We start from the raw sequence: 16,349 nt of genomic DNA, 5'->3' as shown, positions 1-16,349 counted from the left end.
ATTGGCAAAGCCCGTTGCGCCAAATTTGGATAATCAGGCAAAAAATTCGCATGACCGGGCATGCGCCATACCTGGCTTTGGCGTAGCGTGCAATCAACACACACACGAACGGAGATTTTAAAAATGACTGCACAAACTGCATCAAAAATTGCCCTTGTCACGGGCGGCAGCCGGGGCCTTGGCCGCAACACCGTTACCAACCTTGCCCGCAAGGGAATTGACGTTGTTCTGACCTATCATTCAAATCGTAGCGAAGCCGACGCCGCCATTGCCGAAATTACAGCCCTTGGGGCCAAGGCCGTCGCATTGCAACTTGATACCGGCGCGTCTGACAGCTTTGATGGTTTTGTTGCGAACCTGAAAACCGCGCTAAAAGAAACTTGGGGCCGCGACAGTTTTGATTTTCTGGTCAACAATGCCGGAATTGGCATTAACGCCAAAATCACCGAAACCACCGAAGAACAGTTTGACCGCCTGATGAATATCCACCTTAAAGGCGTGTTTTTCCTGACCCAGAAATTACTGCCAATCCTGGCCGATGGCGGGCGCATCGTTAACCTGTCAAGCGGCCTTGCCCGCTTTGCTGGCCCCGGCTACGCCGCCTATGCCATGATGAAAGGCGGGATCGAGGTTTTCACCCGCTATCTGGCAAAGGAACTGGGCGCACGCGGCATTACCGCCAACACCGTTGCGCCCGGTGCCATTGAAACCGATTTTGGCGGCGGGGCTGTGCGCGACAATGCCGGTTACAACAAGATGGTTTCAAGCGTAACCGCCCTTGGCCGCGCCGGTATCCCCGATGATATCGGCCCCATGATTGCCGCGCTGCTATCTGATGACAATCGTTGGGTCAATGCCCAGCGGATCGAGGTTTCGGGCGGCATGAACCTGTAAAACAAGGCATTCCCCGGCCCCGCCCCGGGACCACCGCCAGATAAACACGGTGGGAAGCCAACGACGGCTTCCTGCCCCCTCGCCGCCATCTGTCAGCTTATCAGCGCGCCCGTTGCATCAAAAAACGGGTACGGCCCGGCAAAATCGCCAATATAGCTGGTATGGGTCAAAAGCCCCTGTTCGGGCAGATCTGGCGACCAGAAATGAAGCTGGATTGCCGCGGGCTCCATATTAAATGCCGCCGGGCCATGTTCGCGAAAATCAGCCACCACCTGATGGGCAATGGACGGTGCCACATTGACCGGCACGCCGTGCCACACACAATGCAGCGGCCGGTGCAAATGCCCGCACAGCACGCCGACAATACCACGATACTGGCGAAACAAGTGCGCCAGCCCGTTATTGTCACCCGCATTGGTGCGGTTATCGGCTTCCCCTCGCAATTTAAGCGCGTCCATATGGGCGATAAAGCTTGTGATGGGCGGGTGATGCATAAAAATCAAATGCGGTAGTAGCGGGTTTTGCGCCAGTTGATTTTCCAGCCACGCCAGTCGTCGCTGGCATAAAACACCATGCCCGTACCCTTCATCAAGCGTATCAAGCCCGATCATTCGCAGCGGGAAATCATCAAGAATATAATGTAAAAAATCGCCCTTTTTCGCCGGAATGGCATGGGGAAAGGCATCATGCAGGGCGGCCCGCCGGTCATGGTTGCCCGGCACCATGTAATAGGGCAACGTCAATGCTGCCAAAATATCCGCAACCTCGGCATATTCCGCGGCAATGCCCAAATCACCGATATCGCCGGTAAACAAAACCACGTCCGGGGCCGGATCAAGCGCCATCACATGGTCTATCGCCCGTTCAAGGGCGCGTGCGGTATCGACGCGGCCATAGGCAAGGTTTCGCCCCGCCCTGATATGCAGGTCGGTAATTTGAGCTATCAACATGAAATGCGCCTTTTCACAGCACCCTTAAAAACCGGGTGCCTCACATTACGGTGCTGTTAATGCAGTACAACATCGAAATAACGAAAGTTTTGTGACGGGCTATGGCAGGGCGTCGCGGTTTAAATTTCAGGCAACATCGCATCAATGTCCAGACTGGGCTGGACGCCAAGGTCTTGTTGATGCCGGGTTAAAAAGGTCTCGCAGGCCTTGCGCCCTTCATCGCGCAGCATTTCAAGAAACGACCATTCGCCGTTCATTTTCGATGATGAATCAAGTTCCAGCATCACATCGCCGGTTATCCGGTGCATGCGCATTTCGGCCCAGCGCGCGCCTTCCTCATCCTTGGCACTCACCACCCGGCGCAACAGGGCAATCATGCGCAATTCCTTTAACAATACCGAATTAAACGAAATTTCGTTTAAGCGACTGGCAATATCGCGGGCCGATTTTGGTATGCCCTGACGTTCAACCGGGTTGATTTGCACTAAAATGGTATCCTTGGCCGCGCATTCACGCACCAGCGGGGCAATGGCCGGGTTACCCGCATATCCGCCATCCCAATAGGGTTCGCCCTCAATTTCCACGGCATGATACAGCACGGGCAAACAGGCCGATGCCAGCAACACATCCACATCTATGTCATCATTGCGAAACACACGCCCACAGCCGGTTTGCACGTTGGTTGCGGTCACAAACAGGTCAATATCGCCATTGTTCAAACGGTCAAAATCGATCATGTCACTTAGAATATCCGATAACGGGTTCCCGCCGGTCGGGTTAAGCTGATAGGGCGAAAACATGCGTGCAGTCATATCCATCGCCTGAAAAAATGGCGAATTTTCCAGCGACCAGTTACCCAGCAAAATATCAAGCGGGCCACGTTGAAGCGGGCTAAACCGCGCGGCGTCAGAAATTTTACGCCAGAATTTTTCCAGTGCCGCCCGCCCGCGTTCGCGGCCGCCCTGCGCCACGCCATCGGCCATAATCGCAGCATTCATGGCCCCGGCCGAGGTGCCCGAAATCGCCTCGACGACAATCCAGTCCTCTTGCAAAAGCCGGTCCAGCACTCCCCAGGTAAAAGCCCCGTGCGATCCGCCCCCTTGCAGGGCCAAATCAATCGCAAGCGGATTTGTCGCATTAAACGGCGGGTGCTGGTCTTTTTTGGGGGTCTTGACCGATTTGCGCGGACGCCTTGGCAAACGCGGCGGGTTTGAGGATGCCGGAAAGGTTGAGGAACCAGAAGAACCAGAAGCCATCTTATTCTCCAATCAGGAATGATATGCCGTTGCGCCGCATCATCGGGCCATGCTGCAACTGCGAAGATAGCATTTTCCTTTAACTGTAGTCATTCCAGACAATGCGCAAGGGGCGTTGTAAAATCAGTTTGTTTCCACGCTGTGCCAGCGCAGCAATGCGGCCAATGGCGTCTTGGGCGCTTTGTCCAACACAATATCAAGAAAGATCCGCGCAATCGGCGACAGGCTGCGGCTTTTGCGGGTAATAATGCCAATATGGCGTTCGCGCACCGGCCCGGTCAGCGGCACAAAAACCAGATCAGGGTTATGTTCCACCCGCGCGGCCAGTTCTGGCAAAATTGTAATGCCCACCCCTGCCGCCACCATCGCGCATAATGTTACGGTGTTTGATGTTTCAACAACCGGGCGCAGCGCGCGGGCGGGTCGTGACGATTGTGGCGATGGCGCTGATTGGCCCGAACCTGGCGCATTTTCACGTCCGCCCCCCAAATCGATCAGGGCCTGTTGCGCCAATATCGCCCCGGTGCCCGATTCCGGCCCCAGGCCCACAAAGGCGAAATCCTGCAAGGCCCCCCATTGCACCACGCGATTTTTTGCCAACGGGTGATCATGGCGGCATACCACGCCCAGATTATCGCTAAATAACGGATCAAACCGGATATCTGGCAACGCCCGCCAGTCCCCGGCAATGCCAAAATCCACCTCGCCAGCGCCAACGGCCTCGTGAACTTCGCCTGCATTCATTTCGTCCAGGCGCAAACTGGCATCGGGATGCGCACTGTTAAACGCAACAATGATTTGCGGTAAAATGCGGGTTAAAACCGATGGTGCCGCCGCAACAACAACCTTGCCCCCCAGCCCCTTGGATTGGGCATCAAGGTCGTCCAGTGCGATGTCAAAATCGGCCATCAGGCGACGGGCGACGGGCAAAAACCGTTCGCCCCCGGAACTTAGCGCCACATGCCGGGTGGTTCGGTCAAATAATGGCATGCCGATAATATCTTCAAACTGGCGGATGGTGGCCGTCAACGTGGGCGGGGTAATGCCCAGCACATTGGCCGCCCGGGTAAACGAGCCCTGTTCGGCCACGGCAATAAACCCGCGCAAATGACGCAAACTAACCGATGACAGCATTTGACTACCCAGACCTATTAATTGCTAAAACCGAATAATAATTCGCAATTTTCGATTTGTACAATCAATCATAATCCGGTTGAATAGCCGTTATTCATAAAAAACGCCGCCCCTTGCTCCGGCCCACCTGTCCCGGCCAGCCCGTTAACGTTCCCGCACACAGAGATTTCGATGATCCCGAAACTGACCCCTGATCGCAGCCTTGATGATCTGACACTGGCATTTTTAAAAACGCTGGAACTGGAAGGCAAATTTAGCGGCGAAATCCACGCCGATTTCCCCACCCGCCTGATCCATGCGACCGATAACAGTGTTTATCAGGTGATGCCGCGCGCTGTGTTACAACCGCGCCAGCGCGACGACATTAACGTGATCATGGCACAGGCAGGCCGACCGGAATTTCGCCGGGTTAAACTAACCCCGCGCGGCGGCGGTACGGGTACCAACGGGCAATCGCTAAACAACACCATCATTGTTGATACATCGAAATACCTAAACAATATCATCGAATTTGATGCCCAAACCGGGCTGGTGCGGGTTGAACCCGGCGTGGTGCTGGAACAGTTAAATACCTGGCTAAAACCGCACGGCTTTTTCTTCCCCCCCAATGTGTCAACCGCCAACCGTGCCACGGTGGGCGGTATGGTCGGATCGGACAGTTCGGGCAAAGGATCGCGCATTTACGGCAAAACCAGCCATTACATCGAAAAAATGACCACGGTTCTGATCGATGGCAGTGACTTTGTCACATCGGCACTGGGTGCCGACCAAACCGCAATTGAAGCAGCACAAAAAACCCGCGTTGGCAGCGTTTATCGTAAAATCATCGACGAAATTTTACCCCGCCGCGACCAGATCAAATCCACATTCCCGGAAATGAACCGCGGTCTGACCGGCTATAACCTCAAAGAAGCTGTGGGCGATGATGGTGCCAGTAACCTCAGCTTCCTGATCGCCGGGGCCGAAGGCAGCCTGGGCCTGACCAAGGAAATTACCTTTCGCGTTATTCGCCTGCCCAAATACAAAGCCCTGACCGTTGTGCGCTATGCCAGCTTTGACGATGCCCTGCGCCATGTCGGCCGCCTGGTTGCCTTTGACCCGATTGCGATTGAAAGCATCGATGACAAGGTGATGAAACTGGCCGAGCAAGACGAAAGCTGGCATGTGCTGGCACAATTGCTGGGCACAGACGGTGCCACCATTCCCACACGGGGCTTTAACGTGGTTGAATTTGCCACCGATGATGCCGACGAACTGGCCGAAAAACAACGCCAGCTGGCGCAATATCTGGCCGACAACCCGACCGAGGCCAACGCCCCCATCGGCTCGGTCGTGGCCTCTGACCCGGCGCAAATGGCGGCCATCTGGTCTATCCGGTCCAAGGCGGTTGGTTTGCTGGGCAATCTTGAAGGCAAACGCCGCGCCACCCCCTTTGTCGAAGACACCGCCGTTCCGCCCGAAAACCTGGCGGATTTTATTGCCGAATTTCGCGCGCTGCTGGACGGCGAAGGGCTGGATTACGGCATGTTTGGCCATGTCGATGTTGGCTGCCTGCATGTGCGGCCGTTGCTTGATATGTGTGACGAGGAAGACGAAATTCGCCTGCGCCGCGTCTCGGACGGTGTCGTGGAGCTAACCAAAAAATATAACGGGTTAATCTGGGGCGAACATGGCAAAGGTTTTCGCGGCGAATTTTCACCGGTTTATTTCGGGCCGGAACTTTATGATGTGCTGCGCCGCATCAAAAAGGAATTTGACCCCGAAGGGCAGCTAAACCCCGGCAAAATCGCATCGCCGTTTGGCATGGATTTACCCATAACCCCGATTGACGAAGCCCCGATGCGCGGCCAACTAGACCGCCAGATCGAAGCCGGATTGAAAAACGACTATTTGAACGCCACGCGCTGTAACGGCAATGGCGCATGTTTTAATTTTGACGAATTCGACGCCATGTGCCCGTCTTACAAGGTCACGCGCGACCGGGTGCATTCGCCCAAGGGCCGGGCGGGCATGGTGCGCGAATGGATCCGCCAGATCAGTGTCGGCACCGATGCCGAGGCCCCCGAACTGGCCTTTGCCAATGCACGCGATTTTTCCCACGACGTCTATGACGCCATGAATGGCTGCCTTTCGTGCAAGGCGTGCGCGGGGCAATGCCCGGTCAAAGTCGATATTCCCGAAATGAAATCGCGGTTCTTGGCCGCCTATCATGCCCGCTATCCGCGCCCGTTAAAGGATTACATCATTGCCCGGCTCGAACGCCTCGCCCCGCTAACGGCATCTGCACCTGCCCTGTTTAATGTTCTGCAATCGCTGCCACCGGTGAAATGGGCCTTCGCCCGCTTTGCCGGGTTGGAAGATTTGCCCAAAACCAGCACGCGCAAACTGGGCCCGGCCCTGCATGCGCGCGGCATTGCGCCCTTTAACAAAAACCAGCTGGTAAACCTCAGCGACGCCGAACGGGTTAAATCTGTCTTGCTGATACAGGATTGTTTCACCACCCATTATGATGTTGAAACATTTTTGGGCCATGTCGATTTGCTGCGCAAACTGGGTTATCGGGTTTTTGTGCCGCCTTATCGACCCAATGGCAAGGCCCAGCACGTCAAAGGGTTTCTAAAGCAGTTCGACAAACAGGCCCGCGACAATGATGCGGTTTATGGCGATCTGGCCCAGTTTGGCATTCCACTGGTGGGTGTTGAACCCAGTGTGACGCTGACCTACCGCCAGGAATATGCCCAGCGGTTGCAAAACCGGCCCGATTACCGGGTAAACCTGTTTCATGAATGGCTGGAAAGCGAAATTCGCAATGGCCGGTTAACCCCGCCCAAAATTGCCGCCACCATCGAGCCCGGCAACGTGCCAACCCTGTTTCCCCATTGCACTGAAAAAACATCAATCCCTGATGTCAGTGTCAAATGGCAAAAAATATTTGATGCCTTTGGCGTTAAACTGGCAACCGAACGCACCGGATGTTGCGGCATGGCCGGGGTTTATGGCCATGAAACCGCCAACCACGATAATTCGCGCCGCCTTTATGAAATGAGCTGGCAGAAAAAAGCCGAAAAAACCGGTGTGAATAACATGCTGGTCACCGGTTTTTCCTGCCGCTGCCAGGTTAAACGCCAGCAAGGCACGCGCCCGCAAAGCCCGGCGGAATATCTGGCCAAGGTCCTGTAAAACCAAACAAGAACAACGTTTCCGCCACCCCATTCAAGGTCCGCACATTGTTGCGGGCCTTTTTGGGTTATACGCCCCGACAAGATACTGGAATATCGGGTTTGTTCCGGATCAAAGACGCCCATCACCCGTTAAGTTAGAATAATTGGCAAATATCACCCGCTTCTCGCTGGTAAATCAATAATACCAGTGTATTCTAATATTGTGCGGTGCGGAATGTCCTGCCAGCACATCGACAATGTGATTCTGGAGCCTGCTTTTATGAAAACCCTGCGCCCTGTTCTGATTGTGCTGGCCATTCTGATTATCGTTGCCGGTGGCGGATATTACGCCTGGTTGCAAAATCAGGATGAACTGCCCGACTATATTGCATCGGGCAATGGCCGGATCGAGGCCGAAGAAATTCATGTTGCCACCAAATATGCCGGGCGGGTTTCCGAGGTGCTGGTCGATGAAGGCGACCGGGTCAATGCCGGAGACATCCTTGCCAAAATGGATACATCCGAGCTCGACGCCCAACTGGCACAAGCCATGGCCCAGGAAGCCCGGGCAAAGGAAGGTGTTCCCGAGGCGCGGGCCGAAATTGTTCAGCGTAAAAGCGAATTGCGCCTGGCAAAGCAGCAACTGGACCGCGCGCAAAAGCTGGTAAAAAATAACAATATCGCCCGCGAACAGGTTGACCAGCGCGAAGCCGACCGCGACATTGCCGTCGCCCGGCTAGAAGCCGCCAATGCCCGCCAGACCAGCGCCGAACGGTCGGTTGAGGCCGCCGGTGCCGAAGTGGCCCGTATTCAGGTGCAAATCGATGATTCTGTCCTAACCGCGCCACGCGGGGGCCGGGTGCAATATCGCCTTGCCGAACCGGGCGAAGTTTTGGCCGCCGGGGGCAAGGTTGTTACCCTGCTCGATTTAACCGATGTTTACATGACGGTGTTTTTGCCAACATCGCAGGCAGGCCTTGCCTATGTCGGCAATCAGGCCCGCATTGTGCTGGATGCCGCGTCGGATTTTGTTATTCCGGCCACGGTGTCGTTTGTTGCCGACAATGCCCAGTTTACCCCGCGCGAGGTTGAAACCCGCACCGAGCGCGAAAAACTGATGTTCCGGGTTAAAATTCGCATCAGTTCGGACCTTTTGGAAGAACATATCGAAAAGGTCAAAACCGGCCTGCCCGGCGAAGCCTATATTATTCTGGCCTCAAACAGCGGCTGGCCCGACCGGTTAAAAGTAAACTTGCCCGCCGGGGCGGGCACCGTTGATACCAGCGACCACCCGGCCAGCGACACGCCCGCCAATAGCGACCGAACAAGTGGAACCGCTGGCAAATGATTTCTCCTGATGGCGAAAAACCGGCGCAGGGAAACAACGCACCACAGACGCAAGACCACAGCCAGACTGCGGTGCGGGTTGTCAATGTGTCGCATCAATATGGCAAAACCTGTGCCCTGTCTGATATCAATCTTGAAATTGGCCCCGGGCGCATTGTTGGTTTTATCGGGCCGGACGGTGTTGGCAAATCCACCCTTTTAGGGCTGATTGCCGGGGCACGGCAGGTGCAAAAGGGCGATGTCACAACGCTGGGCGGAAATATGCGCAATGCCCGCCAACGGGCCACAACATCGCCGCGCATCGCCTATATGCCGCAAGGGTTGGGCAAAAACCTCTATATGGATTTGACGGTGCGCGAAAATCTGGAATTTTTTGGCCGCCTGTTTGGCCAGAAAAAATCCGAGCGCGCCCAGCGCATTGAAAAACTGGTTAAAAGCACCGGGCTGGACCCGTTCGTGAACCGACCCGCAGGCAATCTTTCGGGCGGGATGAAACAAAAACTGGGCCTGTGTTGTGCGCTTATTCACGACCCGGATATTTTAATCCTTGATGAACCGACAACCGGGGTTGATCCCCTCTCACGCCAGCAATTCTGGGATCTGATTGATAGCATTCGCCAATCGCGCGACGGCATGACGGTGCTGGTTGCCACCGCCTATATGGATGAAGCCAGCCGGTTTGATCATTTGATCGCCATGAATGACGGCAAAATTCTGGCACGGGGCACAGCACAGGAATTGCTGGAAAAAACCGGGACCGACAGCCTCGAAGCCGCCTTTATTGCGCTTCTGCCCGAAGAACGGCGCAAAAATCACAAGGAACTGGTTATTCCACCACGCCCCGAACGCGACGGCAAACCCGCCATCGAAGCAAAAGACCTGACCAAAAAATTCGGCGATTTCACCGCTGTTGATCATGTCAGTTTTCGCATTGATCGAGGCGAGATTTTTGGATTTTTGGGCTCCAACGGCTGTGGCAAAACCACAACCATGAAAATGCTGACCGGCCTGCTTCCGGCATCGGAAGGCAAGGCATGGCTGTTTGGCGAACCGTCAAACGGCACCGACCTTAAAATGCGCGAACGGGTTGGCTATATGTCGCAGGCCTTCTCGCTTTATTCCGAACTCACCGTGCGCCAGAACCTGGATTTGCACGCAAGGCTGTTTCATTTACCGCCCGATAAATTGTCATCGCGCATAAAGGACCTTTCCACCCGGTTTGGCCTTACCCCTTATATGGATGATCTGGCGGAAAAGCTGCCTTTGGGCGTGCGCCAGCGCCTGTCTTTGGCGGTGGCGATTATTCATTCGCCCGAAATCCTTATTCTCGATGAACCGACATCGGGCGTTGATCCGATTGCGCGCGACGATTTTTGGCAATTATTGATCGATCTGTCGCGCAATCAGGGGGTGACGATTTTTATCTCCACCCATTTCATGAACGAAGCCGCGCGGTGCGACCGGATATCGCTGATGCATGCCGGTCAGGTTCTTGATAGCGACACCCCCGCAGCACTGGTTAAAAAACGCGGCACCGACACGCTGGAACAGGCCTTTATCGCCTATTTAAAAGAAGCCACCGGCGATACTGGCAAAAACAGCCCCCCCACGATTGGCGATATCAGCCCCGATGAAGACGATGAAAATGACACCTTCATCGCCGCCTCGAACTGGGCCGAGAAGGCGGTTCCCGGCTTTAGCCCCCGGCGCATGTGGGCCTATAGCCTGCGCGAGGCGATGGGGCTGCTGCGCGATCCGATCCGTTTGGTCTTTGCCTTGTTAGGTACGATGATTTTAATGCCGGTTTTTGGCTTTGGCATTACATTTGACGTTGAAAACCTGACCTATGCAGCCCTTGACCGTGACCAGACACCGGAAAGCCGCACCTATCTGGAAGGGTTGGCTGGCTCGCGATATTTCACCGAAAAACCGGCGCTTGAAAATTACAGCGAAATGGAACGCCGGATAAAAAGTGGTGATCTGGCGCTGGTGGTAGAAATACCGCCAAATTTCGGGCGCAAGCTGCAACAAAATCGCACCCCGCAAATTGCGGCCACCATCGATGCCACCATGCCCTTTCGCGCCGAAACCATTCATGGCTATGTTCAGGGCATCAACCAGAAATATGTCAGTGACAACATCATGCGCGAAACCGGCAACAGTGCGACAAGCCTGCCTGCCGGCATTGAGGCGCGCTATCGCTATAATCAGGATTTCAAAAGCATCTATGCCATTGTGCCCTCGGTTATTGCCCTGTTGCTGATGTTTATTCCCGCCGTTTTAATGGCGGTTGGCGTGGTGCGCGAAAAGGAACTGGGCTCGATCACCAATCTGTATGTCACCCCGGTGAGCCGGTTTGAATTTTTACTGGGCAAACAGATCCCCTATGTCGGCCTGGGCATGATCAATTTCGCCCTGATGACATTTATGGCCGTCGTTATCTTTGGTGTGCCGGTAAAAGGCAGCTTTTTGGGCCTGGTATTGGGGGCTTTCCTGTTTGTAGTTTCGACAACCGGGTTGGGATTGCTGATTTCATCCTTTACCAAAACCCAGATCGCGGCCTTGTTTGGCACCGCCATTGCCACCATGATCCCGTCGGTGATGTTTTCAGGCATGATGCAGCCGATCTCGTCGCTGGAGGCGGGGCCGCAAATATTATCCATGATCATTCCGACATCCCATTTCATGACCATCAGTGTCGGCGTGTTTACCAAGGCCCTTGGCTTTATGGCGCTTTATCCGCAATTCATCATTCTGGCATTGTTCTTTCCGGCCCTCACCGGCCTTTCAATGCTGCTTCTTCCCCGGCAGGAGCGCTAACCATGAAACTGCGTTATCGCCTTGAAAATATTTATCGCCTGGGGATCAAGGAACTGTTCAGTCTGCGCCAGGATGTGGTGTTACTGGCCCTGATCGTCTGGGCGTTTTCATTCGCCATTTATACCGCCGCAACCGGCTTGTCACATGATTTACATAACGCATCGATTGCCGTGGTTGATCAGGACAGATCACAGCTTTCAACCCGCTTGCGCGATGCGTTTGAACCACCCTATTTCAAAAAACCGGTGCTGATCAATTACAGCCAGATCGACCCGATGATGGATAGCGGCCAATATACCTTTGTTATGGTTATTCCAACCGATTTTGAAGCCGACGTTATTGCCGGGCGCAACCCCGATGTTCAATTAAATATTGATGCCACCGCCATGATGCAGGCCGGCATTGGCGAAAGCTATATCAACAATATTTTCAGCCAGGAAATTCGCACCTGGGTCGGGGGGAAAACCCAGGCCGCAGGCGAAACGGCGCAATCCCCCGTTGATCTGGTATTGCGGTATGCCTTTAACCCCAATGCCGAAAGTTCGTGGTTCACCAGTGTGATGGAAATCATCAATAATGTGACCATGCTGTCGATTATTCTGGCCGGGGCCGCCCTGATCCGCGAACGCGAACATGGCACCATCGAACATTTGCTGGTCATGCCACTGGCCCCGTTTGAAATCATGATGGCCAAGGTCTGGTCTAACGGGCTGATCATTCTGGCGGCGGCGGCTTTGTCATTGGTGCTGGTGGTGGAGCTGATGTTAAAGGTCCCCATTGCCGGGTCTGAAACCCTGTTTCTGGCAGGTACGGTTTTGTATCTGTTTTTTGCCACCGCCCTGGGCATCTTTCTGGCCACCCTTGCGCAATCCATGCCGCAATTTGGCTTGTTATTCATATTGGTGGTGTTGCCAATGCGCCTGCTTTCGGGCGGCTATACCCCGACCGAAAGCCAGCCCCCGCTTATGCAATGGATCATGGCATTTGTACCATCGACCCATTATGTCAAATTTGCCCAATCGATCTTATATCGCGGGGCCGGGCTGGAAATTGTGTGGCCGGAATTTGCCATGGTGGCGGGCATTGGCGGGCTGTTTTTTGCCTTTGCCGCCTTCCGGTTTCGCAAATCAATCGCCGTTATGCGCACATAATCGCGGCAACCGGCTGGCGATACCGGGTTTTTGGCCCACATAACAAAAACAAACACCAATCGCCAATCGGCCAACCCAAGGGACCGTACCTTATGATCCGTCATATTGTTCTGATTAAATTCAAATCCGATACCAGCGAACAAACCATTCAAACCCTGTTTGACCGCCTTGCCGCACTGGGCGAACAGCTGCCGGGCATGCGCGACTTTGACGCCAGTCCGTCGCTCAGCCCCGAAGGTCTGGAACAGGGTTTCAAACACGGTATTTGCATTGATTTTGTCGATGAAGCCGCACGCGACACCTATCTGGAACTCCCTGCCCACAAGGCCCTGGGCGGCGAACTGGTCGGCTTGGCCGACGGCGGCATTAACGGGCTGGTCGTGGTTGATTTGAAACTGGGCTGATCTGCCCGCGCTCAGTCATACCCCAAAAATCAGGCGGTCGAACCCTTCACAGGTTTGATCGCCTTTTTTATATTCCCCGCCCCCATGACAGCCAAAGGACCGACAACACACCATAGGCGCAGACATCCCTCTGCGGCCCACGCGGCTCCCTGCCCCTGCCCTGCAACAGCTTAAAATCAGCCGTGGCGTAGCTTGAAACCAAGGATGGTGGCGGCCAGCAGGAAGGTCAGGCCATTGGCAATGATCACCGGCCAGTCGCCGTTCAGCACGCCATAAACGAACCACAGCGCAATACCGGCACACAGCACCAGAAACATGCCCAGCGAGATATCCGCCGTCGAGCGCGTGCGCCAGGTGCGGATCACTTGTGGCAAAAAGGCCAGCGTCGTCAGACTGCCCGCCAAAAGGCCCAGAACTGTTTCAAATGGCAACCCCATCGCATGCTCCTTCATCGCAAAAGCAATCCGTCACTTGAATGCATTCAACACACAATCTGGGCGCTTTCAAGTCTGAAAAAGTTCAATCGCTGAAATTCCGAAAAAACACATGAAAACAATGTTCTGGAAAACAGTGCGAATCGGTATTTGCAGTCCGGATGCACAAAACCCCGCCAATGGGGCGGGGTTGGGATGGTGGGCCTAACAAGACTCGAACTTGTGACCTCTCGCATGTCAAGCGAACGCTCTAACCAACTGAGCTATAGGCCCTTATATGTGCGAAGATGGTGGGCCTAACAAGACTCGAACTTGTGACCTCTCGCATGTCAAGCGAACGCTCTAACCAACTGAGCTATAGGCCCATCTTGCCATCTTCTGTTTGCCGCAATATGGTTACTTGCCAGAATGCTCCGGCGTTGTTTCCTGCGGCGCAGCGGTATTTAGCCCAAGGCTTGCAAAGGTGCAACCCCCCATTTGGCTTTTTGCCAAAAAATCTTCATGATAAGAGAATGCTTCGCCCGATTTGCACCATGTTGGTGCCCCTGACAGCCTGCGCGACGAAAGCCACATGAACCTGATGCCATCTGAACAAAGCACCAGCACCCCGGCGACTGTTTTTTTGCCGCAACGCCAGACCCTTCCTGTGGTCTTTGCATCGCCCCATTCTGGCCGGGTCTATCCCGATGATCTGGTATCGCAGGCCCGAATCGACGCATTCGCCCTGCGCGCCTCCGAGGATGCCTTTGTCGACCGGCTGTTTGCCGCCGCCCCGCAAAGCGGCGCACCGCTTTTATGTGCCAATTTCCCGCGCGCCTATGTCGATGTTAACCGTGGCGCGCTGGAACTTGACCCGCGCATGTTTGATGGTGCCCTGCCCGACAATGCCGATATTCATTCCATGCGCGCCCTGTCCGGGCTGGGCTCGATCCCGCGTGTGGTCAGTGGCGGTGTTGAAATTTACAAAACCCGCCTGCCCATCGCCGATGCCCTGGACCGCATTGATACCTATTACACCCCCTATCACGCGGCCCTGCAAAAACTGATCGACACCACCCGCGATATGTTTGGCTATTGCATCCTGATCGATTGCCATTCGATGCCGGGTGACTCGATGGATTCGTCACAATCCCCGGTCGATCTGGTGTTGGGCGATTGTTATGGCCGGTCCTGCCACCCCGCCTTAACCCGCTTTGTCGGCGAATGTTTTCGCGACATGGGCTATGCCCCGGCCTATAATGACCCTTATGCTGGCGGTTATTGCACCCGCCACTATGGCCAGCCTGACCAGCACGTCCACACCTTGCAAATCGAAATAAACCGCGCCCTGTATATGGAAGAAGAAACCCTGACACCGCATCGCGGCTTCACTATTTTGCGCGATCAGATGAGCAGCCTCATCGAAAAATTTCACCAGTTCGACGGGAGCCCCCTGGAATGACTGCCGCCACCACCGACCATAAACTGGGCGAATTGCTGATCCGCGATGCCCGGCCCGATGACTTTGCCCGCATTACCGAAATTTACGGCCACCATGTACTGCATGGCCTTGCCTCGTTCGAGGAACGCGCGCCCGAAATTGCCGAACTAACCGCACGCTGGCAACATGTGCGTGAACGCGGCCTGCCCTATCTGGTTGCCGAGATCGACAGCAATGTCGAAGGGTTCGCCTATGCCGGGGCCTATCGCCCCCGTCCGGCCTATCGCTTCACGGTCGAGGACACCATTTACATCGCCCCGGAAATCGTTGGCAAGGGCGCGGGCCGTGCGTTGTTATCCGAGCTGATAACGCGCTGCACCGCGCTGGAATATCGCCAGATGGTCGCCGTTATTGGCGATTCCGCAAATGTTGCGTCCATCGGGCTGCACGCGCGGCTTGGTTTTCGCGTCGCGGGGACTTTGCAATCAGCTGGCTATAAATTGGGCCGCTGGGTCGACAGCGTTATCATGCAGCGCGGCCTTGGCGATGGCGACGGCACCATTCCCGATGCCGATCCGCGTAAAGAAGCCCTGCAAAAGACCGCGTCTTAAAACCCGTAAAGCGTTCTTTTGTCGGCACTTGCACCGCATTGCACAAAACAAAAACAGAATTTTTTCTAGCGTGCCAAAAGGCAATGATGCTGCCCGCCGCAAGCCGAAAATCCTCAAAAACCCCAGATTCCAGACAAAAAAAAGGCCGCCTATGACAGCGGCCCAAGTCTAGGGAGGAAACGTCCAAGAAACGAGCGAACTAGTCGCTCGCCGGAATGCGCTACGTCCTACCGCAGCGCACAAATGGAGAATAGCCAGATCATCGCTGCCTTGCAACATGTTTCTGTCTATTTTTTTTGCCCTTAAAATATATGCTACTTTTTTGATCAAAAATTCACAAGACTGACACTTTTTCGATCCGCGACTGCCCCAAAATTCGGCATCGGAGCCCAAAGGCCGATCAAAACTACGACAGAATCACTGCCGAATCGGGGCTATAAACCCTATCAGAATTTTCATTTTTGCCGTTTTTAATGTCAAAAAGTGAAGATTGAGCCGATGTGAGTCGTAAATTTTCCCTGCGGCCACGACATAAATCACATTGCAAAGTGATTCCCGGCGCGAAACTACCCGCAGATACCCGTCATGCCTGCCGCATAGAATGATACGGGATCGCACAGGGTTATGTTGGATCACACGGCGCAGGGCAGTTGGTCCCTTCGCACGCGGTCAACAATGCATGATTTTACCGCAACAAGCAGGAAACCGGGAATTTTGCCACGCGTTATGATGGTGCAAGACACAAGGGCGCAATAACGCGCGTATTA

12 protein-coding genes and 2 tRNA genes are annotated in these 16,349 nt (G+C 54.7%); 8 read left to right on the top strand and 6 right to left on the bottom strand.

Annotation, left to right across the window (positions count from 1 at the left end; all coding sequences use genetic code 11):
* The first annotated feature begins 123 nt into the window (after nt 1-123).
* On the top strand, nt 124-894 hold the full coding sequence (locus tag TMES_RS08385) for an SDR family NAD(P)-dependent oxidoreductase (RefSeq protein WP_085581443.1): 771 nt from the start codon (nt 124-126) through the stop codon (nt 892-894).
* 92 nt (nt 895-986) lie between these two features.
* Here TMES_RS08385 and TMES_RS08380 read toward each other — a convergent pair whose 3' ends face one another.
* The 3 genes from TMES_RS08380 to TMES_RS08370 all read right to left on the bottom strand — a co-directional run bounded on the left by TMES_RS08380 (nt 987) and on the right by TMES_RS08370 (nt 4,234).
* Nucleotides 987-1,844, bottom strand: a complete 858-nt coding sequence (locus TMES_RS08380) for a phosphodiesterase (protein WP_085581441.1) — start codon at nt 1,842-1,844, stop codon at nt 987-989.
* A 119-nt stretch (nt 1,845-1,963) separates the two neighbouring features.
* Nucleotides 1,964-3,100, bottom strand: a complete 1,137-nt coding sequence (locus TMES_RS08375) for a patatin-like phospholipase family protein (RefSeq protein WP_085581439.1) — start codon at nt 3,098-3,100, stop codon at nt 1,964-1,966.
* Nucleotides 3,101-3,223: 123 nt separating this feature from the next.
* Nucleotides 3,224-4,234, bottom strand: a complete 1,011-nt coding sequence (locus tag TMES_RS08370; protein ID WP_085581437.1) for a LysR family transcriptional regulator — start codon at nt 4,232-4,234, stop codon at nt 3,224-3,226.
* 171 nt (nt 4,235-4,405) lie between these two features.
* Here TMES_RS08370 and TMES_RS08365 point away from each other — a divergent pair, with 171 nt between their 5' ends.
* From TMES_RS08365 to TMES_RS08345, 5 genes are all read left to right on the top strand, one after another.
* Nucleotides 4,406-7,414: an FAD-binding and (Fe-S)-binding domain-containing protein gene (locus TMES_RS08365; protein ID WP_085581435.1), complete on the top strand. Its 3,009-nt coding sequence runs from the start codon at nt 4,406-4,408 to the stop codon at nt 7,412-7,414.
* A gap of 261 nt (nt 7,415-7,675) precedes the next feature.
* Nucleotides 7,676-8,743, top strand: a complete 1,068-nt coding sequence (locus tag TMES_RS08360) for an HlyD family secretion protein (RefSeq protein ID WP_085581433.1) — start codon at nt 7,676-7,678, stop codon at nt 8,741-8,743.
* Nucleotides 8,740-11,562 carry a ribosome-associated ATPase/putative transporter RbbA gene (gene rbbA / locus TMES_RS08355; RefSeq protein WP_085581431.1) on the top strand — a complete coding sequence of 941 codons (2,823 nt, stop codon included), beginning with the start codon at nt 8,740-8,742 and terminating at the stop codon, nt 11,560-11,562. The genes TMES_RS08360 and rbbA overlap by 4 nt, the downstream gene beginning before the upstream one ends.
* Before the next feature lie 2 nt (nt 11,563-11,564).
* A complete protein-coding gene (locus tag TMES_RS08350; RefSeq protein ID WP_085581428.1) occupies nt 11,565-12,713 on the top strand; it encodes an ABC transporter permease in 1,149 nt (382 codons plus the stop codon).
* A 92-nt stretch (nt 12,714-12,805) separates the two neighbouring features.
* Entirely contained in the window at nt 12,806-13,117 is a 312-nt protein-coding gene (locus TMES_RS08345; RefSeq protein ID WP_085581426.1) for a Dabb family protein, read from the top strand.
* 176 nt (nt 13,118-13,293) lie between these two features.
* On the opposite strand, the gene TMES_RS08340 is transcribed toward TMES_RS08345, so the two are convergent.
* The 3 genes from TMES_RS08340 to TMES_RS08330 form a co-directional block, all read right to left on the bottom strand.
* Complete coding sequence (locus TMES_RS08340; RefSeq protein WP_245835260.1) at nt 13,294-13,569, bottom strand: SemiSWEET transporter; 276 nt, start codon at nt 13,567-13,569, stop codon at nt 13,294-13,296.
* 178 nt (nt 13,570-13,747) lie between these two features.
* A tRNA-Val gene (locus TMES_RS08335) sits at nt 13,748-13,824 on the bottom strand.
* A 15-nt stretch (nt 13,825-13,839) separates the two neighbouring features.
* Nucleotides 13,840-13,916: transfer RNA gene (locus tag TMES_RS08330), tRNA-Val, on the bottom strand.
* A gap of 206 nt (nt 13,917-14,122) precedes the next feature.
* Here TMES_RS08330 and TMES_RS08325 point away from each other — a divergent pair.
* Together TMES_RS08325 and TMES_RS08320 are read left to right on the top strand one after the other, a co-directional pair.
* On the top strand, nt 14,123-14,992 hold the full coding sequence (locus tag TMES_RS08325) for an N-formylglutamate amidohydrolase (RefSeq protein ID WP_085581422.1): 870 nt from the start codon (nt 14,123-14,125) through the stop codon (nt 14,990-14,992).
* Complete coding sequence (locus tag TMES_RS08320; protein ID WP_085581420.1) at nt 14,989-15,582, top strand: GNAT family N-acetyltransferase; 594 nt, start codon at nt 14,989-14,991, stop codon at nt 15,580-15,582. The genes TMES_RS08325 and TMES_RS08320 overlap by 4 nt, the downstream gene beginning before the upstream one ends.
* Nucleotides 15,583-16,349: the final 767 nt, after the last annotated feature.

The sequence above is a fragment of the Thalassospira mesophila genome, from assembly GCF_002115755.1.
Taxonomy (GTDB): domain Bacteria; phylum Pseudomonadota; class Alphaproteobacteria; order Rhodospirillales; family Thalassospiraceae; genus Thalassospira; species Thalassospira mesophila.
This window is presented reverse-complemented; position numbering and strand designations above follow the sequence as displayed.

Bases quoted from the DNA above. Each gene is read 5' to 3' on its own strand.
- TMES_RS08385 (WP_085581443.1), top strand. From the start codon at position 124: ATGACTGCACAAACTGCATCAAAAATTGCCCTTGTCACGGGCGGCAGC.
- TMES_RS08380 (WP_085581441.1), bottom strand. From the start codon at position 1,844: ATGTTGATAGCTCAAATTACCGACCTGCATATCAGGGCGGGGCGAAAC.
- TMES_RS08375 (WP_085581439.1), bottom strand. From the start codon at position 3,100: ATGGCTTCTGGTTCTTCTGGTTCCTCAACCTTTCCGGCATCCTCAAAC.
- TMES_RS08370 (WP_085581437.1), bottom strand. From the start codon at position 4,234: ATGCTGTCATCGGTTAGTTTGCGTCATTTGCGCGGGTTTATTGCCGTG.
- TMES_RS08365 (WP_085581435.1), top strand. From the start codon at position 4,406: ATGATCCCGAAACTGACCCCTGATCGCAGCCTTGATGATCTGACACTG.
- TMES_RS08360 (WP_085581433.1), top strand. From the start codon at position 7,676: ATGAAAACCCTGCGCCCTGTTCTGATTGTGCTGGCCATTCTGATTATC.
- rbbA (WP_085581431.1), top strand. From the start codon at position 8,740: ATGATTTCTCCTGATGGCGAAAAACCGGCGCAGGGAAACAACGCACCA.
- TMES_RS08350 (WP_085581428.1), top strand. From the start codon at position 11,565: ATGAAACTGCGTTATCGCCTTGAAAATATTTATCGCCTGGGGATCAAG.
- TMES_RS08345 (WP_085581426.1), top strand. From the start codon at position 12,806: ATGATCCGTCATATTGTTCTGATTAAATTCAAATCCGATACCAGCGAA.
- TMES_RS08340 (WP_245835260.1), bottom strand. From the start codon at position 13,569: ATGAAGGAGCATGCGATGGGGTTGCCATTTGAAACAGTTCTGGGCCTT.
- TMES_RS08325 (WP_085581422.1), top strand. From the start codon at position 14,123: ATGAACCTGATGCCATCTGAACAAAGCACCAGCACCCCGGCGACTGTT.
- TMES_RS08320 (WP_085581420.1), top strand. From the start codon at position 14,989: ATGACTGCCGCCACCACCGACCATAAACTGGGCGAATTGCTGATCCGC.